Below are 26,951 nucleotides of genomic sequence, written 5' to 3'. Positions count from 1 at the left end.
TTTTATTGACTGAACCGGCCGCGGCCGGAACAAATCACTGCGGCTGGTTCAACAGCGAACGCGAACGTGCGTAGCCGAAGTAGACAACCAGGCCGAGCAGCAGCCAGATGCCGAAGGCGATCCAGGTGGTTGCGGAGAGGAAGGACATCAGCACCACGCAGAACAGGATCGCCAGCGCAGGCACCACTGGCACGCCAGGGCAGCGGAAAGCGCGCGGCAGGTCGGGACGGGTCTTGCGCAGGATGATGACGGCCAGCGACACCAGCGAGAATGCGGCCAGCGTGCCGATATTGACCAGCTCGGCCAGGACGCCCAGCGGTACGACGGCGGCGATCAGGCCGAAGACGATGCCGACCAGCCAGGTGGCGAAGAACGGGGTGCCGTATTTCGGATGGACGCTCGACAGTTTCTTCGGCAGCAGGCCGTCGCGCGACATCGCGTACAGGATACGGGTCTGGCCATAGGCCATCACCAGCATCACGGTACTCATGCCCAGAATGGCAGCCAGGTCGACCAGGCCGGCGATCCAGTCCTGGCCGGCGTATTGCAGGGCCAGCGAGACCGGGTGGTCGACGCCCTTGAAGTTCATGAACGGAACGATGCCGGTCATGATCGCCGACACCGCGACATACAGGATGGTGCAGACGGCCAGCGAGCCGATGATGCCGATCGGCAGGTCCTTGGTTGGATTCTTGACTTCCTCGGCAGCCGAGGTCACGGCGTCGAAGCCGATGAAGGCGAAGAAGACCAGTGCCGCCGCGCTCATCACGCTGCCTGCGCCGAAGGGCATGAAGGGCTGCCAGTTTTCCGGCTTGACGTAGTTGACGCCGACGACGATGAACAGCAGCACGACGCCGGTCTTGATCAGCACCATGATGTTGTTGACACGGGCCGATTCACGCACGCCGAGCGAGAGCATGGCGGTCAGGACGATCATGATCACGAAGGCCGGCAGGTTGAAGACCGAGTCGACGCCGGGAATGGCGCCTGGCGCAGCGCGCAGGGCTTCCGGCAGTACGATCCCGAAGCCGGTGAGCAGCGACTGGAAATAGCCGGACCAGCCCACGGCAACCGTCGAGGTGGCCAGGCCGTATTCGAGCAGCAGGTCCCAGCCGATCATCCAGGCGACGCCTTCGCCCAGGGTGACGTAGGAATAGGTGTAGATCGAGCCGGCCACCGGCACGCTCGAGGCGAACTCGGCATAGCAGAGCGCGGCAAACCCGCAGGCCACGGCGGCGATGATGAAGGACAGGGTCAGTGCCGGCCCGGCCGTGACTGCGCCGGTACCGGTCAGCACGAAAATACCCGTTCCGACGATGGCGCCGATACCCATCAGGATCAGGTCCATCGGTCCGAGGACCTTCTTCAGCCCACCCGGGGCGCGGCTGGCCGCGACCATGGTATCGAGATTCTTCTTCCTAAAAATACTCACTACGTGTTCTCCTGTTTTGCATTGTCGTCTCCTGTCGGAAGGCGCCGGTACGTGCCGACGCCTCTTCCGCTCACTATGTCGCTTTACTGCTGTTTCTTCGCCGGCCCATGCCTGGCGTACGCGCGCCCTCCTGTCGCAAGCGCCATGCGCAAACGAATGAAGGTCACGTAATCACCACGAGGGAAAGCGCCTGTCATAAAGTCAGGCGCCGATCGACCCACTATCCGCAGCGCCGCATCTTTACACGCGGCGGCGAAAAGCGATAACAATAAGCCAGCACATCCGCATTATTGCTCCGGCAACCCCTGTTGAGCAAGCGCTGGCCGCGCCAATGCGGCGCCGGCGCGCTTTTTCGAGAGACGGGACAGTATTTCCTTGCTCAGGGATACGAAATGTGCCGGGGTGGCGGCAAGCCTGTCCTTACAGGCGCCGCATGCGCCGCCCGGCGCTGCGTCGTCGCCAGACCCAGGCGTAGAGGACGATATTGATGGCGGCGACCAGGCCGGCCAGGACAAACTGCACCTCGCGCGTCAGGCCGCCGGGGTACAGCAGCCACAAGACATAATGCTCGATGAAGCTTTCGGCATAGCCTTCGGCGCCGGCGCGCAGGCGCAGCAGGTTTTCCAGCGTCGTCAAGGGGCAGCCACGCCCGCTCAATTCGATGAAGATGCCCCAGAACGCCGCCGGCAGGTGCAGCCAGGCCATGCGCGGCCAGCGCACGACCAGCGCCGCGCCGAGCACCACGAACAATACGAAGGCCAGGTGGGCCAGCAGGACTAGCGCGGCAGCGGCGGAATAAAACATGGGCGTGGACTTCGACTAGACAGTCGGCGCTACAGATGCCGGCGCGCTGGAAGGCTCGGTGTTTGCCGCGGCGGCAATCTGCACGCGCGCGAACTGCGCGAGCGCGCCGATGGCATTGGCCGCCGAGCGCAGATAAAAGGCCTGCAAGTGAAAGACATGCCAGCGCTCGCGGTGGATTTCGAGACGGCAGGCGACGCCGCAGGCTGCGGCGTGCCGGGCCAGGCCTTCGGCGTCGGCCAGCAGGATTTCCTGGTCGCCTACCTGCACCAGCATCGGCGCCAGGCCACCCAGGTTGACGCGCAGCGGGTTGTGCTCCTCGGCCTCCGGCGGGCAGGCATACCAGGCTACGCCTTGCCTCACCCAGCCGGCGCGCAGCATCGGGTCGAGCGCGGCATTCGCGTCGAGTGCGGACGGCGGCATCTGTGTGACCGGCGAAATCAGTGCCAGCGCGGCCGGCGCAGGCGTACCGCGTGCGCGCAGCCGGATCGCGGCGGCCAGCGCCAGCGCCGCACCGGCCGAGTCGCCGGCCAGCACGATGCATTCGGCAGGTATTCCGGCGGCCAGCATCGCGTCAAAACAGGATAGCGCATCCTCGATCGCCGCAGGGTAAGGATGCTCGGGCGCGAGGCGGTAGTCCGGCACCCAGAGCGGGACCCCGGCGTCGCGGGCCAGGCGCGTGGTGACGCTGCGGTAGCTCGCCGGGTTACCCAGGCAAAAAGAGCCCCCATGCAGGTAGAGGATGGCGCCCTCGCCTGCCTGTACCGGCGTGACCACTTCGACCTGCAGGTGCCCGAGCTGCAGCTGACGGATGCCGAGGCCGCGCACGCCCGGCATCAGCGGGGCCAGCATGCCGACGATACGGCGCTGCGTGCGCGCGCCGAAGGGCGGGCCGATCAGTGGCTTGAAGAAGGTGCGCAGGAAGGCGCGCTGGAATGCCGCCGCGCCGCGTTCCGCCAGGGAGCGCGGCGCCGTGATGGCAAGGCCACCCGGATGCTCCGGGAGCGGCGAGGTAAAACGGTAGGCCAGCAGGCTGGCGTGCCGCGTCAGGAAGCGGTACGTAAACGTGAACCCCGGCCAGTTGGCGCTGTTGCGGCCATGGCGGTCGAGGTACCAGCTGCTGCAGCCCTGCCAGACCGTGCCCGCCAGGCGGCGGCGCAAGCTGGCGTTGAAGCGCGCGTGCGGCACCGCCTCGACCTCGCACGAAACCGCCCCGGCTGCCTGCATCGCACGGCGGCAACGCATGATGTGCTCCACCTGGCTTTCCAGCATGTAGACAATCGAACTGTGGCCCAGGTTCGTGTTCGGTCCGTACAGCATGAAGAAGTTCGGGAAACCCGGCACCGCCATGCCGAGCCAGGCGTCGGCGCCGTCGCTCCAGGCCTCGTTCAGGTCGCGTCCGCCGATGCCGCGGATCGACAACGGCGCCAGGAAATCGGTGGCGGCAAAGCCGGTACCGTAAATGATGACGTCCAACGCGTGGCGGGTGCCGTCCTGGGTTTCGACACCGGTGGGCGTGACGCGGGCGATCGCATCGGTCACCAGCTTCACGTTCGGCCGGGCGAACACGGCGAGGTAATCGTCGCTGAGCAGGATGCGCTTGCAGCCGATCGGGTAGTCCGGCGTCAGGCTGGCACGCAGCGCCGGGTCGGCCACATCGCGCGCCAACATGGCGCGAAAGGGCTTGCCGACCGCCAGCCACATCATGCTCTTCATGCGCGTAAACGCCAGCGCCCGGGTCTCGTATTTCGTGTAGATCAGGCCGCGGTGCAGGCGCATCAGGAGCGGCAAGCGCCGGAACAGGTTTTTTTGCCAGGCCGGGTAAGGACGGTCCTTGCGCGCCTTCAGATAGGCTGCCGAGCGCTGGAAGACCGTCAGCTGCCCGGCCTCGCGCGCAAGCTCAGGAATGAACTGGGTGGCCGAGGCGCCGGTGCCGATCACGCCGATCCGTTTGCCGGCCAGCGCACAGGCATGGTCCCAGTGCGCCGAGTGAAAGGCGCGTCCGCCGAAGCTTTCGATGCCGGGCAGGCGCGGCAGCACTGGCCGGCTCAGCAGACCGGCGGCACTGACCACCATGCGCGCCAGCAGGCGTTCGCCGCCGGCAAGGCGTACTTCCCACAGCGCGCGCGCCTCGATCCAGGTGGCGCCTTCGACCATGCTGGCGACACGGATATGCTGGTCCAGGCCGAAGCGGCGCACGCAGTCGTGCAGGTAGGCGTGGATCTCGGCTTGCCGGGCAAAGGTATTCGCCCAGCCTGGATTCGGCGCGAAGGAAAACGAGTACAGGTGCGAAGGCACGTCGCAGGCCGCGCCCGGATAGGAATTGTCGCGCCAGACGCCGCCGAGCTCCGTGCTCTTTTCCAGGATCAGGAAGTCGTGCACGCCGGCGCGGCGCAGGGCCACCCCCATGCAGATGCCGCCGAAGCCGGCGCCGATGACGAGCGCCTCGTGGATGGTCTCGGCGCGTTCGGTATCGGTTGTAAGGGCGTTCGGATGCGGTGGCGAAGCTGTCATCGGCGGTCTCCTGGGCGCTTGGGCGCTCGTATTGTTCCCAGCCGCAACAATACACGAGGAGCCCCGCCCTGGCTTGATTCTTGGCCCAAGTTGGCGGGACATTCGCACGATGCGCGCTCATCCTATGCGAGCTGGATGAAACACAGCCGCGCTTGACGAATGGCCGCTGTCCTACAGGGCTGCGCTGCCTGCACCGATGGTGCGGTTGATGTCCATGCGCATAATAAGAAGACTGATCAATAGGAGACCAACATGGCGACACAAGCACAGAACGGAAGCATCGGCACGCCGGACGCGGGATCGGCCTCGGTGGGTATCGGCGGCACGACCAGTGGCCAGGCCGGCGCCACGCCCAGCCACGAAACCCAGCAGGAGACCGGCGGCAGCGGCGGCGCCCAGCTGACCCACAGCACCGGAGAAATCGAGGCTGCGCCGGGTACGACACCCGACGGCAAGCCTGCGGCGCCAGACGCGTCCGTGGAAGCGGACGACAGCGCCATGCAAAGCAATTCACGCGGCGCCCTGGATACGCGGGCACAACAGGCGGGCGGCACCGGGACCGGCCTGGGCGCGCGCGAGACCGGCGCCAACCAGTCGGAAGAAGATTTGCCCCCCACACCTTAACCAGCGCCTGACGCAGGAAACCGTCGTCGCGACCTTAGTCTGCGTCAACGGTTTCCATCTACTGCTCAGGGTTCGAGCCGGATCGTGCCGTGTTCGCCCGGGTCGACGTCCGGCGTCGTGCCCGTCATCGCCGCCTTGGCCATCTGGAACAGGCGCACCATCTTGCTGTCGTTCGAATCCCAGTATTCGGCACTGTGCGGCACCACGCGCACCAGCACCACGTGTTCGTCGTCCGGGCCGTGCGGGAACCAGGCCTGCACCATCGGGTTCCACAGGGCGCGGATGCGCTCGCGGTCGACCACGCGCTCGGCGGTGCCGCTGATCGAGACGTACAGGCTGTCTTCCGGCTGGGCAAAGCTGACGTTCACTTCAGGCTGGACGGCGATGTTCTGCCACAGCGGCGCGTGGATCGAGGTATAGAACCAGAGCCCGCCCTCCTCGTCCGTTTCCTGGTTGGTCATCGGATGGCTGATCAGGTGGCCGTGCTGGTCGACGGTGGTAAACATGGCAAAGCGCATCGAGCGGATCTTGTCCGCCAGGGCAGCGGCCTGTGCGGAGCCGTTGGTCATGGACATGGCGTTTCCTTGAATATTGAGTGAATCGATATCCTAGACCGCGCAGGCGCCGCGCTCCGTGCGGCGCCGAACGCAGTACTACATCAGGCCGGCCGCCACCTCCGGCTGATAGCGACCCGGTGCGAGGATGCCGGCCGGGTCGAGCGCGGCCTTGATGGCGCCGACCGTGCGCCAGTAACTGTCGCCTTGCGGATCGAGCCGGCCCATCGCGTGGTTGCCGACCCGGTAAGGAATGTAGCCGGCCTCGAACATGCGCTCGAAAACCTCGTCGTGGCAGGCCCGCGCCCGCGCCGCTTCGAGTGGGTCTTCCTTGTCGTAGGCCACCGTCAGCACGCCGCCCAGCGCGCGCTCGTTGATCATGCTGAAGGTGGCGAACAGGTCGAAGCCGTGCTTGTCGAAGCTGGCGCGGGCCAGGTCGTGCACGGCCAGCATGTCGGCGCCGCGCAGCGGCAGCACGGGCGAGACCCACAGCAGCCCGCAATTGTCCTGGGCCGGATTCGCATTCGCCGGGAAACCGGCCGGCACGCCGCTGCGGCGGCGCCAATAGGCGCCGGCCAGGAAGCGCCCGTCCGGCACGCCGCGGTTCATCGCGAACAGCGAGCGTCCGACGGCCAGCCTGGCGCGCAGCCGCTGGCCCGCGCCCGTCTTGCCGAGCAGGCGGGCGGCCAGTGCGCCGGCGCGCAGGCTGCCCTCGCTGACAAAGGCCGCGCGTCCCTTCGTTGGCCGCAGGGCGCGCCGCAGCGCACTGCGCGCCGCCGCCACCTGGGCGTGCGAGCCGTACAGCGCGCCCGACACGGTCCAGGCGCCGACGCCGGAATCGCGACGCATCTGGGCGCGCATCTCGTCCGGCAGGCGCGCGCCCTCGGGCACGGCCGCGCGCGGGAAAGCGCCGGCGCTGGAAAACACGCGCATGTCGTTCCCGATATGCAGGATGCTGCGCAAGGTGCCGTCCAGGCGTAGCGGCCGCAGGGCGTCGACCACCGGGCCGATGTCGGCGTGCGCCGGTACGCTGCACAGGAAGTGGTTCACGCAGGCGACTTCGGGCATGAGCCAGATGCCCAGGCGCGTAACGATCCCCATGTTCGACTGGGTGAACAGGCCGTCCAGAAACGGGCCGACGCCATACGGGAACAGGTGCGCCGCGCGCGCCTGGCGGTAGTGGCCGAAACCTGTCTGGAGCTGCTCGCCGCTGGCCAGCACCACCTCCATCCCGGCCACGTGCTGCAGGCGGTTGCCGTAGGGCGAATGGCCGAAACCGCGCTCCATGATGTTGCCGATATAGCTCGTGTCCGGCCCGGCGCCGGTGCAGTCGGCCCAGAGCGGATAGCCGCGCTCCTTCAGGTAGCTTGACAGCTGGTGCTGGGTCACGCCCGGCTCGATCACCGCGTATGCCAGTTCCGGGTCGACGTGGACGATCCGGTTCATGCGCGACAGGTCGAGCACCACCTGGCCGGCGCCGACTGCGCAGGCGTCGCCATAGCCCCAGTTCTTGCCGGTGCTGATCGGGTAGACGGCCAGGCACGCCTGGGCGGCGATCTTCACCAGCTCGGCCACTTCGCGAGCGTTCGCGGGACGCACCAGCGCCAGCGGGAGCACCGGCCGCGCGGCCGTGCTGCGCGCATGGCGTTCGCGCGTGGCATCGTCGGTCAGCACATGGGCCGCTCCGACTACCGCCGCCATCGCGGCCAGGGCCGTCTGGGCGTTCGCACCGGCCTGGAAATCGTTCAGCTGGCTCATGCGCGTTCTCCACCGCGGCACAGCGCCGCCAAACGTGCGCTGATGCTGGGCACGTCCCAGATCGGGAAAAACCAGGGGTAGAAGGAGCGCTCGCCCGCCTGCTGCTCGAAGCTGCCGCCCCATTTGCGGATGCGCGCGCCCATCTCGGCCAGCGGCAGGCGCAGCAGCACGGCGGGTGCGCCGACGCGTTCGCAGGGCCGCTCGCCGCCGAAGTCCTCGAAGCCGAGCATGCGCTGGTAGAAGGCCACGTGGCGCGGGTTGACCTCGATGATGTAATCGGTAAAGCCGTGCAGCTCGGCTGCATACAGGTAGGAAATGTGGATCAGGGCGGCGAATACCCGCTTGGACATGCCGGTGTCGATGGCCAGGCGCGAAGGCTCGCACAGGCGCCGTCCCTGGCGGCGCAGGATGTCGAGCCGGTCATGGAAATTCTCGTCCGCCGGGAGCAGGTGGCCACGGTCCAGGCACAGGCTCATCGTGCCGACCAGTTCGCCCCCGGTTTCTGCATACAGCGTCACCTTGTCGAAGCCGCCCTCCCCGCTCTCGAAGGCATAGCCGCGCCAGGCGTACATGCGGCGCACCAGGGCGCCGCTGTCGGCATGGCGGCCGGCGGACAGGGCCACCCGGATGTTGAACACCTGGTTTTCCGCAGCCGCTGCCTTCTCGCCGTGGCGGCTGGCGCCTTGGGCGAGTGGCAGTGGCGCGGGCGGCGCCTGGAACGATGCGATCGGCATTTCATCTACCAACATGCTGGTCTCCCTGTAGAAGCGTTGCGCCATGATTGGCGAAACGTCATGACTGCCAATCAGACAAGGTCAGCAGTTGCAGGGTTCCCGGGGTTTGGGCTGGATCTTTGCCATCTGGATATCGATCAAGCTTAGAAACAATTTGCCACAAGCACTTGGCAATTAGATGTATCGACAAGGAACTCGCATATGCACGGGGCGCCTTTGACCGGTATCAACGGAAAAAAGGGTTACGCGGTGCTCGCCGCGCGCAGCAATATAATCGACAGACCAGCCGATCTGCGCTGCGCTGGCCTTCACCGGAGACCCGTCCAATGTTGCTTGCCCTTTATGGGTAACCGTCCCGTCGCCGCCCTGGCCCCGGCCTTCGCCCCGCCGCGGCTCGTCGCCCACGTCGTCAACCGCCTCGACGCCGGGGGCGCCGGCAACGGCCTGCTCGAGCTGATCGCCCACATGCCGGGTGAACGCTACCGGCATGCGGTGCTCTGCCTGCGCGACCACAGCCTGATTCACACCCATCTGCGCGAATACGGGGTCGAAGTGATCGACTTGCACAAGCGCGACGGCGCCGACCCCGGCCATTTCGTGCGCATGGTGCGCGCCCTGCGCGCGCTGCAGCCCGACCTGGTCCACACCCGCAATTTCGGGGGGCTCGAGGGCCAGCTGGCGGCGGCGCTGGCCGGCGTGCGGCTGCGGGTGCATGGCGAATACGGCCGCGATCCGGCCGAAGCCTGCCGCACCCGGCCGCCAGGTTTGCTGCGCCGAGTCCTGGGGCCGCTGGTGGGCCACTACATTGCGGTCAGCGCCGAGCAGGAGCGCTGGCTGATCGAACAGCTCGGGGCCGAACCCTCGCGCGTGTCGCAGATCTCGAACGGTGTCGACAGCCTTGAATTCCACCCGCGCCTGGGTCCGCATGCCGCGGTAGGGCCTGCCGGCTTCATGCACGACGATGCCTTCGTCATCGGCAGCGTCGGGCGCATGGACGAGGCCAGGAGCCACACCACCCTGGTCGAAGCCTTCCTGCGCCTCATTTCCTCGCCCCATGCATCGCACAGCCGCCTGCGCCTGTTAATCGTCGGCGACGGGCCGATGCGCGCCGAATGCCAGGCCATGCTCGACCGCGCCGGTGCAGGCTATCTTGCCTGGCTCCCTGGCGAGCGCCTGGACACCGCCCAGCTGATGCGGGCCATGGACCTGATGGTGCTGCCCGCACTGGCCGAAGGCAGCGGCAATGTGCTGCTCGAAGCGATGGCGACCGGGCTGCCGGTCGTGGCGACCTCGGTCGGGGTGCACAAGGAGCTGGTCCAGCCGGGGCTGACCGGCATCCTGGTGCCGCCGAGCTCGCCGGACGTAATGGCCACCGCGATCGCCGACTATTGCCGGATTCCGGAGATGGGCGCGCGGCATGGGGCGCGGGCGCGCGGCCAGGTGATTGCGCACCACAGCTTGCCGGCGATGGCGCGCAGTTATTTAGCGGTGTACGACGCGCTGGCTGGACGATAGAAGACGGGCGCTCCGCGCGCCCGCGCGCCTCTTTTCAACTTGCCTGGAGCGGCACCAGAACCGCAGCGTCGCTTTGCGCTTCTTTGGCAAGCCCATCGCACCGGCCGCGCGCCAGCCACTGTTCCAGCATCATGAGCCGCCAGACGGTCTGGCCGTGCGCGCCCGGGTCTTCGGGCAGGCGGCGGGCGAGCAGCAGATCGATGAATTCGCGGCGCAGGATGTGGCGTTTGCCCAGGTCGGCCAGGCTGTCGTAGGCGAGTGCGCGCAGCCGGGCGTCGCCCAGCAGCCAGCGGCCGAACGGCAGCTCTGGAGCACATGAATCGCTGCCCCCCGGGCTGGCGCCGAGCTCGCGCAGCGCGCGTTTGAACAGGCGGCGTGGACCCTTGCCGCTCTTGTGGCGCGGCGCCAGGCGCGCCGACATGGCGACGACGGCGTCGTCAAGGTAGGGAAGCACGGGGCGCACCCCGGCTGCCGTGCAGGCGGCGGTGAAGGCCGGGACGATCCGGCATGGAAGCTCGGCCCCCAGCTCCAGGTCCACCGCGCGATTGACGCTGCTGCGTGCCTGCGCCACCCACCAGCGCTCTTCCTGCACGCAGGCAGGCGCATCCGGATCGACCAGTTCCAGGAAGGCCGGCTCGAACACGTTGGCCGTGCCGTGGGCCAGCAGCGCATTGCGCCGGCGCAGCCGCGCCAGGGGCGGCGCCATCGATTCTTCGATGCGCGTGCGCAGCCGCTCGAACAAGGCCAGGCGCGCGCCCGGCCCGAACAGCAGCGGCTCGATCAGCAGTTGGCGCAGCGCGCCCGGCAGGCGCTCGTAGCCATTGGCCTGGGCCAGGCTGGCGTAGCGCCGGCCGCGCCCAAACAGCTGGGCCGCGCCGAATCCGCCATGGAGGTGGCTGAGGCCGTCTTCGCGCGCCATCCGGGCGGCAAACAGCATGGCCACCGCCCCCGGGTCGCCACAGGGCGCATCCCCGCTGCGCGCCAGCAGGGCGAGCGCATCGGCCAGGTCGCCGGCGTCGATCGCCTGTTCGCGGTGCAGGCTGCCGATACCACGCGCCGCGGTGCGGGCGGAGGCCAGGCTGCTGCCTGAACCAAACCCGACGGCATAGGTTCGCAGCGGGCCTTCGCCGGCGCGCTGGAGCAGGCAAGCCAGCAGGGTTCCCGCTGCGCCCCCGCCGAACATGAGGCCGGCCTGCGCCGGTGCTGCGCCGGGATCCAGGGCACAGGTCAAGGCGTCGACCAGTTCCGTGTGCGGCGTGGGGTCGACTGCATGCTCGGTATAGCGCATGCGCCAGTAGCGGATCCGCTCGACGCGCCCGCCATGCAGGTGCAGGCACTCGCCCGGCGCCAAGCGCCGCTGGCCGGCGAACATGGTGCGCGGCCCGTGCACCGCGTGCAGGTAGAGGTAGTCGAACAGTGCCTGCGGGTCGAGCTCGCGCCCGGCGCCGGGATGCGTGGCCAGTGCTTCGCTGCTGCCGGCAAAGAGCAGGCTGCGTCCCGCCATCTGGTAGAACATGGGGCGCGTGGCGCAGCGGTCGACGGCCAGCAGGGCTTCACCGCGGCGTTCGTCGAGCAGCGCAAAGCCGAAGTGGCCGGACAGCGCGGCGCAGGCGCGCGGCCCGTGCGTGCGCCACAGGCGCGCCAGCGCATCGGGCTGGACGCCGAAGCAGGCGATCAGGAGGCCGTCCTGGTGGTACAGGCTCGCTTCGTCGCCCCCGGCCGCGAGCGCGAGGCAGCCCAGGCTGTGGCCGGCGCTGCGCAGCGACCAGGCGCCGGCGAAGGGCGCGGCCATGTCGGCCAGCGCCATGGCCGCCGGTTCGCGCGAGAACCATCCGCACAAGCCGCTCATGGCGCGACGACCGGAACCATGATCGGAGAAACATCGGCAAACAGCGGCGCCAGTTCGCCGGCCAGCAGGGCGCGGTCGATCTGGCCGTCGCGCGCACGCGGCAGCGGCGCGCGCCGCACGTCGACCATGGCCGGCAGCATGTGCTGCGGCAGGCGGGCGCGGCAGGCGCCGAACAGGATCGAGGAATCGAGCCGGGCGCCGGGCCGGGCCGTCGCCAGCACGGCGATCACCTGCCCCAGCACCGGGTGGGCAACCCCGACCGCCGCCGCCTCGGCCACGAGGCCCGTGCCGACGACGATCTTTTCGACTTCGCGCCCGCTGACGCGGTAGCCGCCGGTGGTGATGGTGTCGTTGCGCCCTTCGTTCAGGTACAGGTAGCCGTCGAGGTCCTTGCGCGCGCTCACGCCCGGCCAGTAGCTGCTGTCGCGCTGGGCCAGGCCGGCGCTGGGCGGCAGGAAACGGAAGTGTTCGCTGCTGGCGCGCGCATCGTTCCAGTAGCCGGGCGCCACGAGGGCGCCGCGGCGTACCAGTTCCCCGGTCTCGCCCGGCGCGCACTCGCGGCCGTCGGCGCGCAACACCAGCCAGTCCGAATAGGGGGTGGCGCGTCCGATCGAGCCGGGCCGCTCGTCGAGCTGGGCCGGCATCAGGCTGGTCGAGCGGCAGGCCTCGCCGATGTCGTAGAGCAGGTGGATGCGCGTGCGCGGCAAGCTGGCGCGCAGCCTTGCCAGAGCCTCGGGCTGGACCCCGCCGCCGGCACAGGCGGCGTAGCGCAGGCAATCGGCGGCTCGGCCGAGCTCGTGTGCAGCAAGGGCGTTCCAGGTGGCCGGGAGCGCCGCCAGCGCGGTGATCTCGCCGCGTTCGAGCAGGCGCGCCAGCGGCGCCGGGTCGGGCAAGCCTTCAGGGCCGATGCCAGCGTCGTCGAGCACGACCGTGGCGCCCACGGACAGGGCCGCCAGCAAGATATTCACGCCGTAGTCGCTGTGAAACGGCAGCGCCGCCAGTACCCGGTCGCCCGGTCGGATGCCGAGGCAGCGGGCGGTCGAGGCGGCGCCCGCCACCAGGTTGCGCTGCGAGAGTGCCAGCGCGCGCTCGCCTTTCTCGCCGCCGGGCAGCGCTCTGTATATCAGTGCGCCGAGCGCGCCGTGCACGCCTGCCCCCACGCTTGAGGAGGAAGAGGACGCCAGGAAGCCATCCCAGGCGAGCACGGGAATCGATGCCGCCCGCGGCGCGCAGCCGCCATGCACGACGATGGCGCGCAGCGCCGGGCAATTGGCCAGACCGTCGGCAAGCAGCGCCAGCCCCGCCGCGTCGGTGACGAGCACGCGCGCGCCGCTGTCGCGCAGGCGGGCCACGCATGTGTCCTGGTCCTGCTGCGGGTCGAGCGGCACGAAAGCGCAGCCGGCTCCGGAGGCGCCCAGGAAGGCGACCACGGCCGGCGTCGCCCCTGGCAGGCGCACCGCGACGCGTTCGCCGCTGCCGAGCCCCAGCACCCCGAGCGCGCCGGCGAAGGCGGAGATGGCGCCGGCCAGCCCGGCGTAGCTGATGCGCTCGGCGCCGTGGCGCAGGGCCGTGGCGCTGGGCGCCCACAGCGCCGCGGCATCCACCAGTTCATGTGCCAGCTGGGCCATGTTGATCTCCAATCTTGCTGAACGTAAAAATCCATGATTGAGAAAAACTGCAAACAGGTTATTGACCCTGATCAATAGATATTGCTTAGTCTCAGCTGTCTCGGCGCAAGGTGATCCGGCGCCACGCGTGTCTAATTGACTTAAATACATGATCGTTACATCGACAAACCGGCTTCGACACGCCCTGTCAGCGCGCCAGGCCCATTGATGAGCAGGAGACGACCGGCCATGAATGCTCCACTCTTGACCACGCCGCGCGTGGAGCCGTTTTTCTTCGATGCCGAGCCCGGCACCCGGTTCAGTCTTTACCACGCGCCCAATCCCCAGGTGGCGCCGCGCGGGGCCATCCTCTATGTTCATCCGTTTGCCGGTGAGCTCAACCGTACCCGGCGCATGGCGGCGCTGCAATCGCGCGCCTTTGCCGCGCTCGGCTACGCGGTGCTGCAGATCGATCTGTTTGGTTGTGGCGACAGCTGCGGCGAATTCAGTGCCGGTCGCTGGCAAATCTGGCACGAAGACCTGGCGCTGGCCGCCGCCTGGCTGGCCGACCGCGACAGCGGACCGCTGACCCTGTGGGGACTGCGCCTGGGCGGCCTGCTGGCGCTGGACGCGGCGGCGCGCCTGCACGCACGGCGCGTGCTGCTGTGGCAGCCTTTCCTGAGCGGGCGCGCCTGTATCAACCAGTTCCTGCGCCTGTCCGAGCAGTTGCAGGACCCGGCGCCCGGCGCGCCGCGCAGCACCGCCGCGCTGCGCGCCCAGCTGGCCGTGCATGGCGCGATCGAGGTGGCCGGCTTCGAAGTGGCGGTTCCGCTGGTCAAGGCGATCGACGCCTGCGACGCGGCCCACGTGGTCCCGCCGCCCTGCGCCGTGCACTGGTTCGCGCATGCGGGCCCGGCGCCCTCGAAGACGGCCGCCAGCGCGGCGCGCCTGGGTGAACGCTGGGCTGCCGCCGCCGGCGCCACCCTGCACTTTCATGCGCTCGACGGTTCGCCCCTCTGGAGCGGCGCGGGCGAACTCGATTTGCCGGCCCTGCGCGAGGCTACCTGCAGCCTGTTTTCGGGAGACCCGGCATGAAGCTCGAGCAACGCGCATTGCGCTTCCACGCCAGGGGCGAAGCCCTGATCGGGATTGTCGACGTGCCCGAGCGGCCGCTCGCACGCGGCATGCTGATCCTGGCCGACAGCAGCCAGTACCGCGCCGGCAGCCACCGCCAGTTCACCCTGCTCTCGCGCCTGCTGGCCGCGCGCGGCGTGGCCGTGATGCGCTTCGACCGGCTCGGCGCCGGCGACAGCGAGGGCCAGGCGCGCTTGCAGGGGCTCGATGACGTCGGCGCGGCGATGAAAGAATTTTTCATTCATGTGCCCGAAATGAAAGAATCTGTCATCCTCGCCTCGGGCGACGCGGCCGGCTGCGCGGCGCTGTATGCGGCGCAGGACGCGCGGGTCACGGGCCTGGCCCTGCTCGACCCGCTCCTGCCGCAGAGCCTGGCCGCGGCCAACAGCCCGGACGGCGCCGGGCAGGACGCCACGCCGGGCTTGCGCTACGGCCCGCGCTCGGCCGCCGACCGCCTGTTCCGGCGCGCCGCCGCGTTTCGCCGCGCCGCCAGCCGGGTCATCGGGCGCGAGCCGCCCGGCCAGGGCGTGGCGCCGGCATTGGCCCAGGCCCTGGCCGGCTTCGGCGGACGCGTGCTGCTGGTCTGCGGCGGAGAGCAAGGTAATGGCCAGGACGCGACCCGCGCGCTCGAAGGCCAGTATCCGCGCAGCCGGCGCGTCGAGATCGCCCATGCCGGCTGCGAAGCAAGGCGCAGCATCTGGCGCGACGCCGTCGCCTTTGCCTGCGCAAGCTGGCTCGGCTCCTGGTAGCTGCCGGGGCATTGGCCCGGGGAGAACGCAGCCCGCGCAAATCGTCTATAGTCATGGCTCTCTAAAAATAGAATACGTGCCATGAAATTTGACGTCGCAATCGTCGGCAGCGGGCTGGCCGGCTTGTCGGTGGCCTTGCACCTCGCGCAAACGCGCAAGGTTGCCATCATCTCGAAACGCGCGCTGCTCGACGGCGCCAGCAACTGGGCCCAGGGCGGCATCGCCGCCGTGCTCGATTCCGGCGACAGCCACGACCAGCACATCGCCGACACCCTCGTCGCCGGCGCCGGCCTGTGCGACGAAGCCGCGACCCGCAGCATCGTCGAGCACGGCCGCGAAGCCATCGAATGGCTGATCGAACAGGGCGTGCCCTTCACGCGCGACGCGACGGCCGAACTGGGCTTTCACCTGACGCGCGAGGGCGGGCACAGCCAACGCCGCATCATCCACGCGGCCGACGCCACCGGCCACGCGGTGCAGGTCACGCTCGAGCAGAAAGTGCGTGCGCATCCGAACATCACCCTGTTCGAGCAGCACTGCGCAATCGACGTCATCACCTCCGACAAGCTCACCGGAAGGGTTGGACAAGGCGGCGTCCACAGCGGCACGCCGCACCTGGTCGGCCAGCCGCGCTGCCACGGCGTCTACGTGCAGGACGAAAAGAGCGGCAAGGTGCTTACTTTCGAGGCCGAGCACACGGTGCTGGCCACCGGCGGCGCCGGCAAGGTCTATCTGTACACGACCAATCCCGACACGGCCACCGGCGACGGCATCGCGATGGCCTGGCGCGCCGGCTGCCGCGTCTCGAACATGGAATTCATCCAGTTCCATCCGACGTGTTTGTACCACCCCTACGCCAAATCCTTCCTGATCACGGAAGCGATCCGCGGCGAAGGCGGCCTCTTGAAACTGCCGCCGGAAGCGGGCGCCGCCGCCGGCACGCGCTTCATGCCGGCCCACGACGAACGCGGCGAACTCGCCCCGCGCGATGTGGTCGCACGGGCGATCGACTTCGAGATGAAGAAGCGCGGCCTGGACTACGTCAACCTCGACATCAGCCACCAGACGCCCGAGTTCCTGAAAGAGCACTTCCCGACCATCTACGCGCGTTGCCTCGAACTGGGCATCGACATCACCAAGGAACCGATTCCCGTCGTGCCGGCCGTGCACTTCACCTGCGGCGGCGTCGTCACCGACCTGGCGGGACGCACCGACATCCCGGGCCTGTACGCGGTCGGCGAAACGGCCTGCACCGGCCTGCACGGCGCCAATCGCCTGGCCAGCAATTCGCTGCTCGAATGCGTCGTCGTCGGACGCGCCTGCGCCAACCAGATCGCGGCCGCTCCGCGCATGGAAAACCCGCCGCTGCCGCCCTGGGACGAAAGCCGGGTCACGAACGCGGACGAGGAAGTCGTGATCGCCCACAACTGGGACGAGCTGCGCCGCTTCATGTGGAATTACGTCGGCATCGTGCGCACCACCAAGCGCCTCGAACGGGCCCAGCACCGCATTGCCCTGCTCAAGGAAGAGATCGACGAGTACTACCGCAACTTCCGCATCACGCACGACCTGCTCGAGTTGCGCAACCTGGTCGACGTGGCCTCGCTGATCGTCAACAGCGCGCTGTCGCGCCGCGAAAGCCGTGGCCTGCATTATTCGCGCGACTATCCGGACACCTTGCCCAAGGCCTTGCCGAGCGTGCTGACGCCGGACCGGCGCTGACCCTACTCCCGCAGCACCCGGCCCGCCGGTCTCCGGGGGGCGTTTTTATCTGCCGATGAAACGCACACTCACCCTTCCGACCGCCATGCTGTTGACGGTCCCGCCCCTGCTCTGGGCCGGCAACGCCATCGTCGGACGCATGGTGCGCGATGCCGTGCCGCCGATGACGCTGAATTTGCTGCGCTGGACGATCGCGCTGCTGGTGCTGCTGCCGCTCGGGCGCGCCGTGTTCAAGCCAGGGAGCGGCGTGCTGTCGAACTGGCGGCGGCTCAGCTTACTCGGGCTGCTCGGCATCGGTTTATACAATTCGCTGCAATACCTGGCCCTGCAAAGCTCGACGCCGATCAACGTGACCCTGGTCGCCTCCGGCATGCCGGTCTGGATGCTGCTGGTCGGGAAGCTGTTTTATCAGGCGCCGGTCAAGCGGCGCCAGATCGCGGGTGCGCTGCTGTCCATTCTAGGAGTACTGGTGGTCTTGTGCCGCGGCGACGTCCACCAGCTGGCCGCGCTGCGCCTGGTGCCGGGCGACCTCTACATGATCCTGGCCACCATCGCCTGGTCTTTCTACAGCTGGATGCTGATGCAGCAGCGCGACCTTCCTGCCCTGCGCGCCGACTGGGCCGCCTTCCTGCTGGCGCAAGTCGGCTATGGCGTGTTGTGGTCGGCGGCGCTGTCGGGCGCGGAGTGGACGTTCGTGGGCGTCGACATCGCCTGGAGCTGGCCGCTGGCGGCCGCGCTGCTGTATGTGGCGATCGGGCCGGCCATCATCGCCATGCGCTGCTGGGGCGCCGGCCTGCAGCAGGCCGGCCCGACGCTCGGTTCCTTCTTCATCAACCTGACGCCACTGTTTACGGCGCTGCTTTCATCGGCCTTCCTGGGCGAGGCGCCGCACCTGTACCACGCGCTGGCCTTTGCGCTGATCGTCGGCGGCATCGCGGTCTCCGCACGCTGACGTCAAGGCAGTCACTTCATCAGGTTGGTCGTCCACCAGACGCTGCCGATCTTCCACTTGCCGTCGACATTTTTAAGCATCTGCCAGGTCTCGATGCCGTAGTTCCAGACCTTGCCGTCTTCCACGAACTCGTAATCGAACATGACAATCGCCACATGCCCGTCCTGGGTGATCTTGAGGTTGTAGAAACGCTCCTCGACCGGCACCTTGCTCTCGCGAATAAAGCGCGCGAAACCGCGAAAGCCGCCGGCGCTCAGGCCGTCGGCAGTCGGGTCCAGGGTGTCGCGGATCTTCTTGATCGCCTCCGGCGGTGGCGGCGACACCCAATCGATATCCGCGTTGAGCATCAGCGAATGCAGCAGGCGCATGTCGCGGGTCTTGAGCGCCGTCTGGAAGTCGGCCACGACCTGCCGGATCTCGCGCTGGTCCTCGGCTGTCGTCGTGTAGCGCCCGATGTAGGCGGGAGTGTCGGCCGCAAAGGCGGGCGTGGAGGCAATTACCAGCGCGCTGGCGGCCGCAAGCATCAAGAATCGCATATCGTCAGTCTCTTTCGATGTTGTTGGAATCGCAAACTTATCCTCGGCCAGGCGGCCCGGCAACAGCCGTGTGATGAACACCCGGAATCGTGTGTCGGCTGAAGCCGCAAGGGTGCTACGATCCCATCAGAACGGGAGGACGCTTCACGATGGCTGAGGGATATGACGACCACGACCACAGGGCTGCCGAGCTGGCGGACTTCCTCGCGCGCCATCCGAAGACACTGGTGCTGACCGGCGCCGGCCTGTCGACCGCGTCCGGCATTCCCGACTACCGCGACCGTGAGGGCGTGCGGCGCGGCCGGGTGCCGATCCAGGGACCGGAATTTCGCCGGCTCGCCGCGGTGCAGCGGCGCTATTGGGCCAGGAGCATGATCGGCTGGCCGGTGCTGGCCCAGGCGCGGCCGAACGCCGGTCATGCCGCCCTCGCAGCCCTCGAGGCGGCCGGCCGCATTCAATCGATCCTCACCCAGAACGTCGACGGCCTGCATGCGCAGGCCGGCAGCCGGGCCGTGCTCGAGTTGCACGGCAATATACATTCGGTGCACTGCCTGGCCTGCGGCACCCGCGTGCCGCGCGCGCTGGTGCAGACGCAACTGGCCGCGCTCAATCCCCAGGTGGCGCAGGCCGAGGCGAAGCCGCTGCCGGATGGCGACGCCCAGGTCGAACCGGAATTCCTCGACGACTTTGTGCTACCTGTCTGCGCGCAGTGCGGCGGCGTCCTCATGCCGGATGTCGTTTTCTTCGGCGACAACGTCCCGGCCGCGCGCACCGCCGCGGCCCTGGCGCAGATGGAAGCGGCCGACGCCCTGCTCGTGGTCGGCTCCTCGCTGATGGTGTACTCGGGCTTTCGCTTTTGCCGCCTGGCGCAGGCGTCCGGAAAACCGATCGCCGCCCTGAACCTGGGCATTACCCGTGCCGACCACATGCTGTCGCTGAAGATCGAACAATCGGCCGAACGGCTGCTCCCGCAAGTGACAAGCTTGCTGCAAGCCGATCCCGCGCCGGACACCACAGGATTCATTGACGAAAGGGGAGTATTTTGAGGACATCATTCGATAGCACGATCCGTGACAGGAGCCGCCTGCGAACCGGCGTCGCGCTCGGCGCCCTGGCCCTGGCTGCGTCTTACCTGGTGGTGCGCAGCAAGACGGCCCAGGCCGAACGCGACAATCCGCCGCGCGGCAAGTTCGTCGAGGTCGAGGGCGTGCGCCTGCATTACCTGGAGCGCGGCAGCGGGCCGGTGCTCGTGCTGCTGCACGGGAACGGCGTGCTCGCCAACGACTTCGAGTACAGCGGGCTGATGGACAAATTGAGCGAGCGCTACCGCGTGATCGCCTTCGACCGCCCCGGCTACGGCTACAGCGAGCGGCCGCGCACGACGGTCTGGACGCCGGACGCCCAGGCGCGCCTGCTGCACCATGCGCTGCAGGAGATCGACGTCGATTCGGCGATCGTGCTGGGTCACTCCTGGGGAACGATGGTCGCGCTGGCCATGGGACTGCAGGTACCCGATTTCGTGCGCGGCCTGGTGCTGCTCTCGGGTTACTACTACCCTAGCCTGCGCCTGGACGTGCCGGTCGTTGCCCAGCCCGCCATTCCCATCATCGGCGACCTCATGCGCTACACGGTGTCGCCGCTCATTTCGCGCATGCTGTGGCCGCTTCTGACCAAGCGCGTTTTTTCGCCCATGAAGGTGGCCGAGCGCTTCCGGCAATTGTCGCCCTGGATGGTGCTGCGCCCTGGCCCCTTGCGTGCGGCCGGGGCCGAGGCCGCGCTGATGGTGCCGGCGGCGATGTCGCTGTCGAAACGCCTGGATCAGTTAGCAGTGCCGGTGCAGATCATCACGGGTACCCAGGACAAGATCGTCAAGCCGGCGGCCAATTCCGAGCGCCTGCACGACGATTTGCAGGCCGCGGGGCATTCGAGCGAGCTGCATCTGCAGCCGGGCGTGGGGCATATGGTGCATTACGCGCACCCTGAGCAGGTGGTGAGCGCCGTCGATGCGATTGCGGCCCAGGTGGGCGAGCCGATCGGCATGCGCAGCCCGCAGGCCGAAGCCCTGGCGCGCGCCAGCGAGAGCGGCGTATAAGGGACGAAAAAAATGGGCGGAATGCTCCGCCCATTTTCATTCGCACGGTCAAACCGTCTCAGCCGACGATACGCAGTGAATAATCCGTCGCCTTGACGTCCTTGGTCAGGCTGCCGATCGAGATCCGGTCGACGCCGGTTTCGGCGATCGCACGCACCGTTTCCATGTTGATGCCGCCCGAGGCTTCCAGCAGCGCGCGCCCGGCATTCACCTTGACCGCTGCGCGCATCATCTCGAGGTCGAAGTTATCCAGCAGGACCGACTTGACGCCCGCGGCCAGCGCTTCTTCGAGCTGGGCGATGGTCTCGACTTCGATCTGCACCGTCACGCCGGCGTTCAGCGCCGTGGCATTGTTCAGCGCCCGCGTCACGCCGCCAGCCGCGGCAATGTGGTTTTCCTTGATCAGGATGCCGTCATATAAAGCCATGCGCTGGTTCTTGCCGCCGCCGACACGCACCGCATATTTCTGCGCCAGGCGCAGGCCGGGCAGCGTCTTGCGGGTGTCGAGGATGGCGGCCTTGGTGCCGGCGATCACGTCGACATAGCTGCGGGTGGCGCTGGCCACGCCGGAGAGCAGCTGCAGGAAGTTCAGCGCCGCGCGTTCGGCGGTCAGCAGCGAACGGGGCGAACCTTCGATGGTGCAGACCACGCTGTCTTTCGCCATCAGATCGCCCTCGGCGTACTTCCAGTCGATCTCGATGTCCTGGTCGACGGCCAGCATCACGCCCACGAACCAGGGTGCGCCGCACAGCACCGCCGCTTCGCGCACAATCACACGTGCCTTCGCGCGCGCTTCGTCGGGGACCAGCTTGCCGGTCAGGTCGCCGCCGCCGATGTCTTCCAGCAGCGCGGCCAGGATATTTTGTTCGAACGCAGCTTGCAGCTTGTCGTCGAATGCGGCGTGGGGATTACGTAAGGTGCTCATGCGGGTCCCACATTCGAAAACAGTTGGGTGTTCTGCTCCAGCGCGCCGGTCGGCAGCGCCTTGGCTTTCTTGGCAGCGGCGAAGTCGAGCATGCGGTCGATGGCACGCACGGCCTGCACCCCGATGGCGGGGTCGACGAAGACTTCGTTCGCGCCCGATTCCAGCACCTCGGCCAGGTTCTTCAGGCCGTTCATCGCCATCCAGGGGCAATGCGCGCAGCTTTTGCAAGTAGCGCTGTTGCCGGCGGTCGGCGCTTCGATGAAATGCTTGCCCGGCGCGGCGGCGCGCATCTTGTGCAGGATGCCGTTGTCGGTGGCGACGATGAAGTGCGTCGCCGGCAGCGTGACGGCGGCGTTGATCAGCTGGGTGGTCGAGCCGACCACGTCGGCCTGGGCCACGACATTGGCGGGCGACTCCGGGTGGACCAGCACTTTCGCGTCCGGATACTCGGCCTTGAGCAAATCGAGCTCGATGCCCTTGAACTCGTCGTGCACGATGCAGGAACCCTGCCACAGCAGCATGTCGGCGCCGGTCTGCTTCTGGATGTACGAACCGAGATGGCGATCCGGCGCCCACAGGATTTTCTTGCCCTCGTCGTGCAGGTGCTTGACGATGTCCAGGCCAATCGAGGACGTCACCATCCAGTCGGCACGCGCTTTGACGGCGGCGCTGGTGTTGGCGTAGACAACGACCGTGCGGTCAGGGTGCTGGTCGCAGAAGGCCGCGAATTCGTCGGCCGGGCAGCCGAGATCCAGCGAGCAGGTCGCCTCCAGATCCGGCATCAGGATGGTTTTTTCGGGGCTGAGGATTTTCGCCGTTTCGCCCATGAAGCGCACGCCGGCCACCACCAGGGTCTTGGCCGGATGGTCGCGGCCGAAGCGCGCCATTTCGAGCGAGTCCGAGACGCAGCCGCCGGTTTCCTCGGCCAGGTCCTGCAGGTCGGGGTCGACGTAGTAGTGGGCGACCAGTACCGCTTCTTTTTCCTTCAGCAGGCGCCGGATGCGGTCCTTCAGCTCGGCCTTTTCGTCGGCCGTCGGGACGGCGGGTGCGCGGGCCCAGGCTTGCGCGGTGCAGGCGTTGCCGCCTTGCGGGTGGTCGTAGTCGTAGGTCTGGATGGGCAGGATGTTCATGCGATGTTGGTCTCACATTGAGTTTCAGCTGAACTACCGCTGGTTGAACGCGTGGGCGGCAAAGCCGCCCACCCTACGGGTCAAGAATCGGTGTTCCCAACCCGCGCGGTGCAGCAACAGCTTAGTCGATGCCCTGGCTGGTCAGGTACTCTTCATACGTGCCGCGGAAGTCGACCACTTCGTTTTCCTTCACTTCGAGCACGCGCGTGGCCAGCGAGGAGACGAATTCGCGGTCGTGCGAGACGAAGATCAGGGTGCCTTCGTATTTATCCAGGGCGATATTCAGCGACTCGATCGATTCCATGTCCATGTGGTTGGTCGGTTCGTCGAGCAGCATCACGTTGTGACGGCCCAGCATCAGCTTGCCGTACATCATGCGGCCCTTTTCGCCGCCGGACAGCACCTTCACCGACTTCTTGACTTCGTCGCCGGAGAACAGCAGGCGGCCCAGGATCGAGCGCACGGCCAGGTCGTCGTCGCCCTCTTTCGTCCAGCGCCCCATCCAGTCGGTCAGGACGTCGTCTTTCGGGAATTCCTCGGTCGGATCCTGCGGCATGTAGCCGACACTCGCGTTTTCCGCCCATTTGGTGCGGCCGTGGTCGGCTGACAGGCCGGTGATGTCGGCGCCGCCGATCGAGCGCAGCAGCGTGGTCTTGCCCGCGCCGTTGGCGCCGATGATGGCCACGCGCTCGCCCGCCTCGATCATGATCGAGAAGTTCTTGAACAGCGGACGGTCGTAGGCTTTGGTCAGACCCTCGGTCTCGACGGCCAGGCGGTGCAGCTTCTTCTCGCCTTCGAAACGCACGAACGGATAGGCGCGCGAGGATGGCTTGAAATCCTCGATCTTGATCTTGTCGATCATCTTGGCGCGCGAGGTGGCCTGGCGGGCTTTCGACTTGTTGGCCGAGAAGCGGCGCACGAATTCCTGCAGTTCGGCGACCTTTTCCTTGGCCTTGGCATTGTTCGACAACTGCTGGTTGCGCGCCTGGGTCGATGCCAGCATGTAATCGTCGTAGGAACCCGGATAGACCTTCAGGGTGCCGTAGTCCATGTCGGCGATGTGGGTGCAGACCTGGTTAAGGAAGTGACGATCGTGGGAAATGATGATCATCGTCGAGTTACGCTGGTTCAGTACGTCTTCCAGCCAGCGGATCGTGTTGATGTCCAGGTTGTTGGTCGGCTCGTCCAGCAGCAGGATGTCCGGGTTCGAGAACAGGGCCTGGGCCAGCAGCACGCGCAGTTTCCAGCCCGGCGCCACGGCGCTCATCGGACCCTGGTGCAGGTCGCTGGCGATTTCCAGGCCGAGCAGCAGCTCGCCGGCACGGGCTTCGGCCGAATAGCCGTCGTATTCGGCGACTTTCCCTTCGAGCTCGGCCGCGCGCATGTAGTCGTCGTCGGTCGCTTCCGGATTGGCGTAGATGGCGTCGCGCTGGGCGATGGCGTCCCACAATTCGGTATGGCCCATCATGACCACGTCGAGCACGCGCACATCTTCGTAGGCGAACTGGTCCTGGCGCAATTTACCCAAACGCTCGCCCGGGTCCAGGCTGACGTTGCCGGCCGAAGGGTCGAGGTCGCCGCCCAGGATCTTCATGAAGGTCGACTTGCCGCAGCCGTTCGCGCCGATCAGGCCGTAACGGTTGCCATCGCCGAACTTGACGGAGATGTTCTCGAAGAGCGGCTTGGCGCCGAATTGCATTGTGATATTAGCTGTGGAGAGCACGGATAAAGCCTTATAAACAGGATATACGCGAGGTATGCGTTTTAACCGGGCATTTTACCATCGTGCGCAGCTGACGGGTGGCGTGGGCGTGGCCGGCGCCCCGCCTCAGGCCAGGCGCCGCGTCGGGTAGCCGCTCATGGTCAGCCGGAAACCCGCCTCGTCCGACGCCAGCGTCGCCTGCGCCCCGAACGGAATCGTCACCCGGCGCGGAATGTGCCCGAAAGACAGCCCGGTAATGACCGGAATCGGCAGCGTCTTGCGCAGGTAGGCCAGCATCGCGTCGAAATCGTAGCCATTGTCCATCGCCCCCAGCCGGTAGCCGGAAAAGTCGCCCAGCACCAGCGCCTGCTGGCGCGCCAGCACCCCGGTTTGCTGCAATTGCAGCAGCAGGCGCTCGACCCGGTAGGGGTGTTCCGCGATGTCTTCCACGAACAGGATGCCGTTGTCGATGCGGGGGAACCACTCGGTGCCGATCAGCGAGACCAGCATGGCCAGGTTGCCGCCCCAGACCGTGCCGCTGGCCTCGACCCGCGGATTGCCGCACGCGGTTTCGACGATGGTGTGGGTGGGGCCGGCCAGGCAGGTCCAGAAATCGTCGAGCGTGAACTGGACCAGCTCAAGCGCACCAAAATCGTTGGCCACGAAAGGCCCGGCATAGCTCTGCGCCCCCGCCTTTGCATACAGGCCCATCTGCAGCGCCGTGATGTCGGAATAGCCGACAAAGAGCTTGCCGCTGTCGGCCAGCCGTTCGAAATCGATGGCCGGCATCAGGCGCGACAGGCCGTAGCCGCCGCGCACCGCCATCACCAGGTCGACTTCGGGGTTGTCGGCTGCCGCGTACAGGGCGGCCAGGCGCGCCTCGTCGGTGCCGCCGAAGCGCTGGTGGATGGCGCCATGGTCGTAGTAATTGTGGACGCGGCAGCCGCGCGCCTGGAGGTAGGCGATGCCGCGGTCGACCGCGGCCGGGTCCGGCACGTAGCCGGCGGGCGCCACGATGGCGACGCCGAGTTGAGCGTGAGTCACTGGGTGTTTACTGCCTGACAAACAGGCGCGGTGTTGAGCTTGGGGCCATCTTACCGCGCGCGTTGGCGTCGATCAAGGCAAGCATCCGCTCGTTCAGCTGGGCCGGCAAATCGTGGCCCATGCCCTGGATGACTTCCAGGCGCGCGCCCGGGATCTGGGCGGCGGTGTCTTCGCCGCAGGCCAGCGGCACCAGGGGGTCGGCCGCACCGTGGATGACGAGGGTCGGCACGTCGATGGCGCGCAGCAGCGCGCTGCGCTCGGGCGCACTGGTGACGGCCAGCATCTGGCGCAGCGCGCCGGCCGGACAATAGCAGCGCCGCAAGGCGCGCGCGGCGCGGCGCCTGAGCTGCTTTTCCGGCGTCGGGTAGGCCGGGCTGCCGATGGTGCGCTGGAAGGCCACCGCCGCATCGATGATCGAGTCGACCTCGTTCGGATTGCTTGGCCTGGCCTGCAGCGCCTCGCGTACGGCCGGCAGCGGCCCCGGCAAGCCGCGCTTGCTGCTGCTGGACATGATGGAGGTGAGGCTGAGCACGCGCCGCGGATGACGCGCCGCCAGGATCTGCGCCACCATGCCGCCCATCGCGACGCCCACCAGGTGGGCGCGCGCGATGCCGAGGGCGGACAGCACGCCGAGCGCATCGTTGGCCATGTCGTCGAGCTGGTAGACGGGACGTTGTGGCAGCTTCAGGCGCGTGCTGAGCCAGTTCCAGGCGAGATTGGGCTTGCCGGTGCGCTCGAACTTGGTGGACAGTCCGCAATCGCGGTGGTCGAAGCGGATCACGTAGAAGCCCAGCTCGACCAGGCCGTCGACGAATTCCTCGGGCCAGCTGGTGAGCTGCATGGCGAGGTCGTGCACCAGCAACAGCGGCGTGGATTTGGCGTCCCCGGCGGTATCGAAGGCGATGCGGATTCCGTTGGCGGTCAGCGTCGGCATGGCGGTGAACAGGGTGCTGGTGTCCTGCCTGGTTTCCTGCCGCAAGGTGCGGCAGCCTGAAACCAGCATAGCATTTTCACAGCATGCACGGCGCCCGTGGCTGTGCGCGTGCGCAGCGCGCGACGGCGCTGCGGCGTTGCGTGCAGATTGGGAGCGAAAGGGTAATTAAGACGCGACGCTTCGACGCGAAGCCGCGCGCCGTTCGGCAAAGAAGCTCTTGAGCATCGCGCTCGCTTCGTCGGCCAGCACGCCGCCCGTGACCGCGGTGTGGTGGTTCAGCGCAGCCTGCCCGAACAGGTCGAGCACCGAGCCGCACACGCCCGTCTTGGGGTCGCTTGCCGCGTACACGACGCGCGCCAGGCGCGCATGCATCATCGCCCCGGAGCACATCGCGCAGGGTTCCAGCGTCACGTAGAGTTCGCACCCCGGCAAGCGGTAGTTGCCGAGTTTTTCGGCGGCCGCGCGCAGTGCGTTCACCTCGGCATGCGCGGTCGGGTCATGGCGCCCGATCGGCTGGTTGTAGCCGACCGCGACCACCTCGCCATCCTTCACGACGACGGCGCCGACCGGCACCTCGCCCTCGGCACGCGCCTGCCCTGCCTGCACCAGCGCCAGGCGCATGAAATGGGCGTCGAGCATGCGC

Annotated in this window: 23 protein-coding genes; 8 read left to right on the top strand and 15 right to left on the bottom strand. The window is 67.6% G+C overall.

Annotated elements, in window-relative coordinates:
* Positions 1-34: 34 nt before the first annotated feature.
* The 3 genes from bcaP to NMB41_RS12495 all read right to left on the bottom strand — a co-directional run bounded on the left by bcaP (position 35) and on the right by NMB41_RS12495 (position 4,747).
* Positions 35-1,432: a branched-chain amino acid transporter BcaP gene (gene bcaP, locus NMB41_RS12505; protein ID WP_494382764.1), complete on the bottom strand. Its 1,398-nt coding sequence runs from the start codon at positions 1,430-1,432 to the stop codon at positions 35-37.
* A gap of 420 nt (positions 1,433-1,852) precedes the next feature.
* Complete coding sequence (locus NMB41_RS12500) at positions 1,853-2,236, bottom strand: DUF2784 domain-containing protein (RefSeq protein WP_494382763.1); 384 nt, start codon at positions 2,234-2,236, stop codon at positions 1,853-1,855.
* A gap of 15 nt (positions 2,237-2,251) precedes the next feature.
* Complete coding sequence (locus NMB41_RS12495) at positions 2,252-4,747, bottom strand: alpha/beta hydrolase fold domain-containing protein (RefSeq protein WP_494382762.1); 2,496 nt, start codon at positions 4,745-4,747, stop codon at positions 2,252-2,254.
* A gap of 252 nt (positions 4,748-4,999) precedes the next feature.
* Between NMB41_RS12495 and NMB41_RS12490 the strand changes: the two genes are divergently transcribed.
* Positions 5,000-5,371 (top strand): hypothetical protein, encoded by a 372-nt coding sequence (locus NMB41_RS12490; RefSeq protein ID WP_494382761.1) that lies wholly within the window; start codon positions 5,000-5,002, stop codon positions 5,369-5,371.
* A gap of 65 nt (positions 5,372-5,436) precedes the next feature.
* Here the strand turns inward: NMB41_RS12490 and NMB41_RS12485 are convergent, their stop codons facing one another.
* The 3 genes from NMB41_RS12485 to NMB41_RS12475 all read right to left on the bottom strand — a co-directional run bounded on the left by NMB41_RS12485 (position 5,437) and on the right by NMB41_RS12475 (position 8,432).
* Complete coding sequence (locus NMB41_RS12485) at positions 5,437-5,946, bottom strand: pyridoxamine 5'-phosphate oxidase family protein (RefSeq protein ID WP_494382760.1); 510 nt, start codon at positions 5,944-5,946, stop codon at positions 5,437-5,439.
* A gap of 78 nt (positions 5,947-6,024) precedes the next feature.
* The gene (locus NMB41_RS12480) at positions 6,025-7,683 is read right to left on the bottom strand and encodes an FAD-binding oxidoreductase (RefSeq protein WP_494382759.1); all 1,659 of its coding nucleotides are present in this window, start codon (positions 7,681-7,683) and stop codon (positions 6,025-6,027) included.
* Positions 7,680-8,432, bottom strand: a complete 753-nt coding sequence (locus tag NMB41_RS12475; RefSeq protein WP_494382758.1) for an N-acyl amino acid synthase FeeM domain-containing protein — start codon at positions 8,430-8,432, stop codon at positions 7,680-7,682. Before NMB41_RS12475 ends, NMB41_RS12480 begins: the two co-directional genes overlap by 4 nt.
* 327 nt (positions 8,433-8,759) lie before the next feature.
* Between NMB41_RS12475 and NMB41_RS12470 the strand changes: the two genes are divergently transcribed.
* On the top strand, positions 8,760-9,932 hold the full coding sequence (locus tag NMB41_RS12470) for a glycosyltransferase (RefSeq protein ID WP_494382757.1): 1,173 nt from the start codon (positions 8,760-8,762) through the stop codon (positions 9,930-9,932).
* A 34-nt stretch (positions 9,933-9,966) separates the two neighbouring features.
* Here NMB41_RS12470 and NMB41_RS12465 read toward each other — a convergent pair whose 3' ends face one another.
* Positions 9,967-11,781: an asparagine synthase-related protein gene (locus tag NMB41_RS12465; RefSeq protein WP_494382756.1), complete on the bottom strand. Its 1,815-nt coding sequence runs from the start codon at positions 11,779-11,781 to the stop codon at positions 9,967-9,969.
* A complete protein-coding gene (locus tag NMB41_RS12460) occupies positions 11,778-13,409 on the bottom strand; it encodes an AMP-binding protein (RefSeq protein ID WP_494382755.1) in 1,632 nt (543 codons plus the stop codon). The genes NMB41_RS12465 and NMB41_RS12460 overlap by 4 nt, the downstream gene beginning before the upstream one ends.
* Positions 13,410-13,637: 228 nt before the next feature.
* Here NMB41_RS12460 and NMB41_RS12455 point away from each other — a divergent pair, with 228 nt between their 5' ends.
* The 4 genes from NMB41_RS12455 (at position 13,638) to NMB41_RS12440 (ending at position 17,945) form a co-directional block, all read left to right on the top strand.
* Entirely contained in the window at positions 13,638-14,483 is an 846-nt protein-coding gene (locus tag NMB41_RS12455) for a hydrolase 2, exosortase A system-associated (RefSeq protein ID WP_494382754.1), read from the top strand.
* Positions 14,480-15,271, top strand: coding sequence for an alpha/beta hydrolase family protein (locus NMB41_RS12450; protein ID WP_494382753.1), 792 nt, complete (start codon positions 14,480-14,482; stop codon positions 15,269-15,271). The genes NMB41_RS12455 and NMB41_RS12450 overlap by 4 nt, the downstream gene beginning before the upstream one ends.
* 81 nt (positions 15,272-15,352) lie before the next feature.
* Entirely contained in the window at positions 15,353-16,993 is a 1,641-nt protein-coding gene (gene nadB, locus NMB41_RS12445; RefSeq protein ID WP_494382752.1) for an L-aspartate oxidase, read from the top strand.
* Positions 16,994-17,048: 55 nt separating this feature from the next.
* Positions 17,049-17,945 (top strand): DMT family transporter, encoded by an 897-nt coding sequence (locus tag NMB41_RS12440; protein WP_494382751.1) that lies wholly within the window; start codon positions 17,049-17,051, stop codon positions 17,943-17,945.
* Between the two features lie 11 nt (positions 17,946-17,956).
* Here the strand turns inward: NMB41_RS12440 and NMB41_RS12435 are convergent, their stop codons facing one another.
* Entirely contained in the window at positions 17,957-18,481 is a 525-nt protein-coding gene (locus tag NMB41_RS12435) for a YybH family protein (RefSeq protein WP_494382750.1), read from the bottom strand.
* Positions 18,482-18,630: 149 nt separating this feature from the next.
* Between NMB41_RS12435 and NMB41_RS12430 the strand changes: the two genes are divergently transcribed.
* Both NMB41_RS12430 and NMB41_RS12425 read left to right on the top strand, forming a co-directional pair.
* Positions 18,631-19,527: an NAD-dependent protein deacetylase gene (locus tag NMB41_RS12430; RefSeq protein ID WP_494382749.1), complete on the top strand. Its 897-nt coding sequence runs from the start codon at positions 18,631-18,633 to the stop codon at positions 19,525-19,527.
* Positions 19,524-20,573, top strand: a complete 1,050-nt coding sequence (locus tag NMB41_RS12425) for an alpha/beta fold hydrolase (protein ID WP_494382748.1) — start codon at positions 19,524-19,526, stop codon at positions 20,571-20,573. The genes NMB41_RS12430 and NMB41_RS12425 overlap by 4 nt, the downstream gene beginning before the upstream one ends.
* Positions 20,574-20,631: 58 nt before the next feature.
* On the opposite strand, the gene nadC is transcribed toward NMB41_RS12425, so the two are convergent.
* The 6 genes from nadC to tadA all read right to left on the bottom strand — a co-directional run bounded on the left by nadC (position 20,632) and on the right by tadA (position 26,947).
* Positions 20,632-21,498: a carboxylating nicotinate-nucleotide diphosphorylase gene (gene nadC / locus NMB41_RS12420; RefSeq protein WP_494382747.1), complete on the bottom strand. Its 867-nt coding sequence runs from the start codon at positions 21,496-21,498 to the stop codon at positions 20,632-20,634.
* Complete coding sequence (gene nadA / locus NMB41_RS12415; RefSeq protein ID WP_494382746.1) at positions 21,495-22,628, bottom strand: quinolinate synthase NadA; 1,134 nt, start codon at positions 22,626-22,628, stop codon at positions 21,495-21,497. The genes nadC and nadA overlap by 4 nt, the downstream gene beginning before the upstream one ends.
* A gap of 121 nt (positions 22,629-22,749) precedes the next feature.
* Positions 22,750-24,351, bottom strand: coding sequence for an ABC-F family ATPase (locus tag NMB41_RS12410; protein ID WP_494382745.1), 1,602 nt, complete (start codon positions 24,349-24,351; stop codon positions 22,750-22,752).
* A 105-nt stretch (positions 24,352-24,456) separates the two neighbouring features.
* On the bottom strand, positions 24,457-25,374 hold the full coding sequence (ldcA, locus tag NMB41_RS12405; protein ID WP_494382744.1) for a muramoyltetrapeptide carboxypeptidase: 918 nt from the start codon (positions 25,372-25,374) through the stop codon (positions 24,457-24,459).
* A 7-nt stretch (positions 25,375-25,381) separates the two neighbouring features.
* Entirely contained in the window at positions 25,382-26,377 is a 996-nt protein-coding gene (locus NMB41_RS12400) for an alpha/beta fold hydrolase (protein ID WP_494382743.1), read from the bottom strand.
* A 96-nt stretch (positions 26,378-26,473) separates the two neighbouring features.
* Positions 26,474-26,947, bottom strand: coding sequence for a tRNA adenosine(34) deaminase TadA (gene tadA, locus NMB41_RS12395; RefSeq protein WP_494382835.1), 474 nt, complete (start codon positions 26,945-26,947; stop codon positions 26,474-26,476).
* Positions 26,948-26,951: the final 4 nt, after the last annotated feature.

This window comes from Massilia sp. FBCC-B171 (assembly GCF_059134155.1).
This window is presented reverse-complemented; position numbering and strand designations above follow the sequence as displayed.

Excerpts from the sequence above, each read along its gene's own strand:
- NMB41_RS12500 (WP_494382763.1), bottom strand. The coding sequence starts at position 2,236 with ATGTTTTATTCCGCCGCTGCCGCGCTAGTCCTGCTGGCCCACCTGGCC.
- NMB41_RS12495 (WP_494382762.1), bottom strand. The coding sequence starts at position 4,747 with ATGACAGCTTCGCCACCGCATCCGAACGCCCTTACAACCGATACCGAA.
- NMB41_RS12490 (WP_494382761.1), top strand. The coding sequence starts at position 5,000 with ATGGCGACACAAGCACAGAACGGAAGCATCGGCACGCCGGACGCGGGA.
- NMB41_RS12485 (WP_494382760.1), bottom strand. The coding sequence starts at position 5,946 with ATGTCCATGACCAACGGCTCCGCACAGGCCGCTGCCCTGGCGGACAAG.
- NMB41_RS12480 (WP_494382759.1), bottom strand. The coding sequence starts at position 7,683 with ATGAGCCAGCTGAACGATTTCCAGGCCGGTGCGAACGCCCAGACGGCC.
- NMB41_RS12475 (WP_494382758.1), bottom strand. The coding sequence starts at position 8,432 with ATGTTGGTAGATGAAATGCCGATCGCATCGTTCCAGGCGCCGCCCGCG.
- NMB41_RS12470 (WP_494382757.1), top strand. The coding sequence starts at position 8,760 with ATGGGTAACCGTCCCGTCGCCGCCCTGGCCCCGGCCTTCGCCCCGCCG.
- NMB41_RS12465 (WP_494382756.1), bottom strand. The coding sequence starts at position 11,781 with ATGAGCGGCTTGTGCGGATGGTTCTCGCGCGAACCGGCGGCCATGGCG.
- NMB41_RS12460 (WP_494382755.1), bottom strand. The coding sequence starts at position 13,409 with ATGGCCCAGCTGGCACATGAACTGGTGGATGCCGCGGCGCTGTGGGCG.
- NMB41_RS12455 (WP_494382754.1), top strand. The coding sequence starts at position 13,638 with ATGAATGCTCCACTCTTGACCACGCCGCGCGTGGAGCCGTTTTTCTTC.
- NMB41_RS12450 (WP_494382753.1), top strand. The coding sequence starts at position 14,480 with ATGAAGCTCGAGCAACGCGCATTGCGCTTCCACGCCAGGGGCGAAGCC.
- nadB (WP_494382752.1), top strand. The coding sequence starts at position 15,353 with ATGAAATTTGACGTCGCAATCGTCGGCAGCGGGCTGGCCGGCTTGTCG.
- NMB41_RS12440 (WP_494382751.1), top strand. The coding sequence starts at position 17,049 with ATGAAACGCACACTCACCCTTCCGACCGCCATGCTGTTGACGGTCCCG.
- NMB41_RS12435 (WP_494382750.1), bottom strand. The coding sequence starts at position 18,481 with ATGCGATTCTTGATGCTTGCGGCCGCCAGCGCGCTGGTAATTGCCTCC.
- NMB41_RS12430 (WP_494382749.1), top strand. The coding sequence starts at position 18,631 with ATGGCTGAGGGATATGACGACCACGACCACAGGGCTGCCGAGCTGGCG.
- nadC (WP_494382747.1), bottom strand. The coding sequence starts at position 21,498 with ATGAGCACCTTACGTAATCCCCACGCCGCATTCGACGACAAGCTGCAA.
- nadA (WP_494382746.1), bottom strand. The coding sequence starts at position 22,628 with ATGAACATCCTGCCCATCCAGACCTACGACTACGACCACCCGCAAGGC.
- NMB41_RS12400 (WP_494382743.1), bottom strand. The coding sequence starts at position 26,377 with ATGCTGGTTTCAGGCTGCCGCACCTTGCGGCAGGAAACCAGGCAGGAC.
- tadA (WP_494382835.1), bottom strand. The coding sequence starts at position 26,947 with ATGCTCGACGCCCATTTCATGCGCCTGGCGCTGGTGCAGGCAGGGCAG.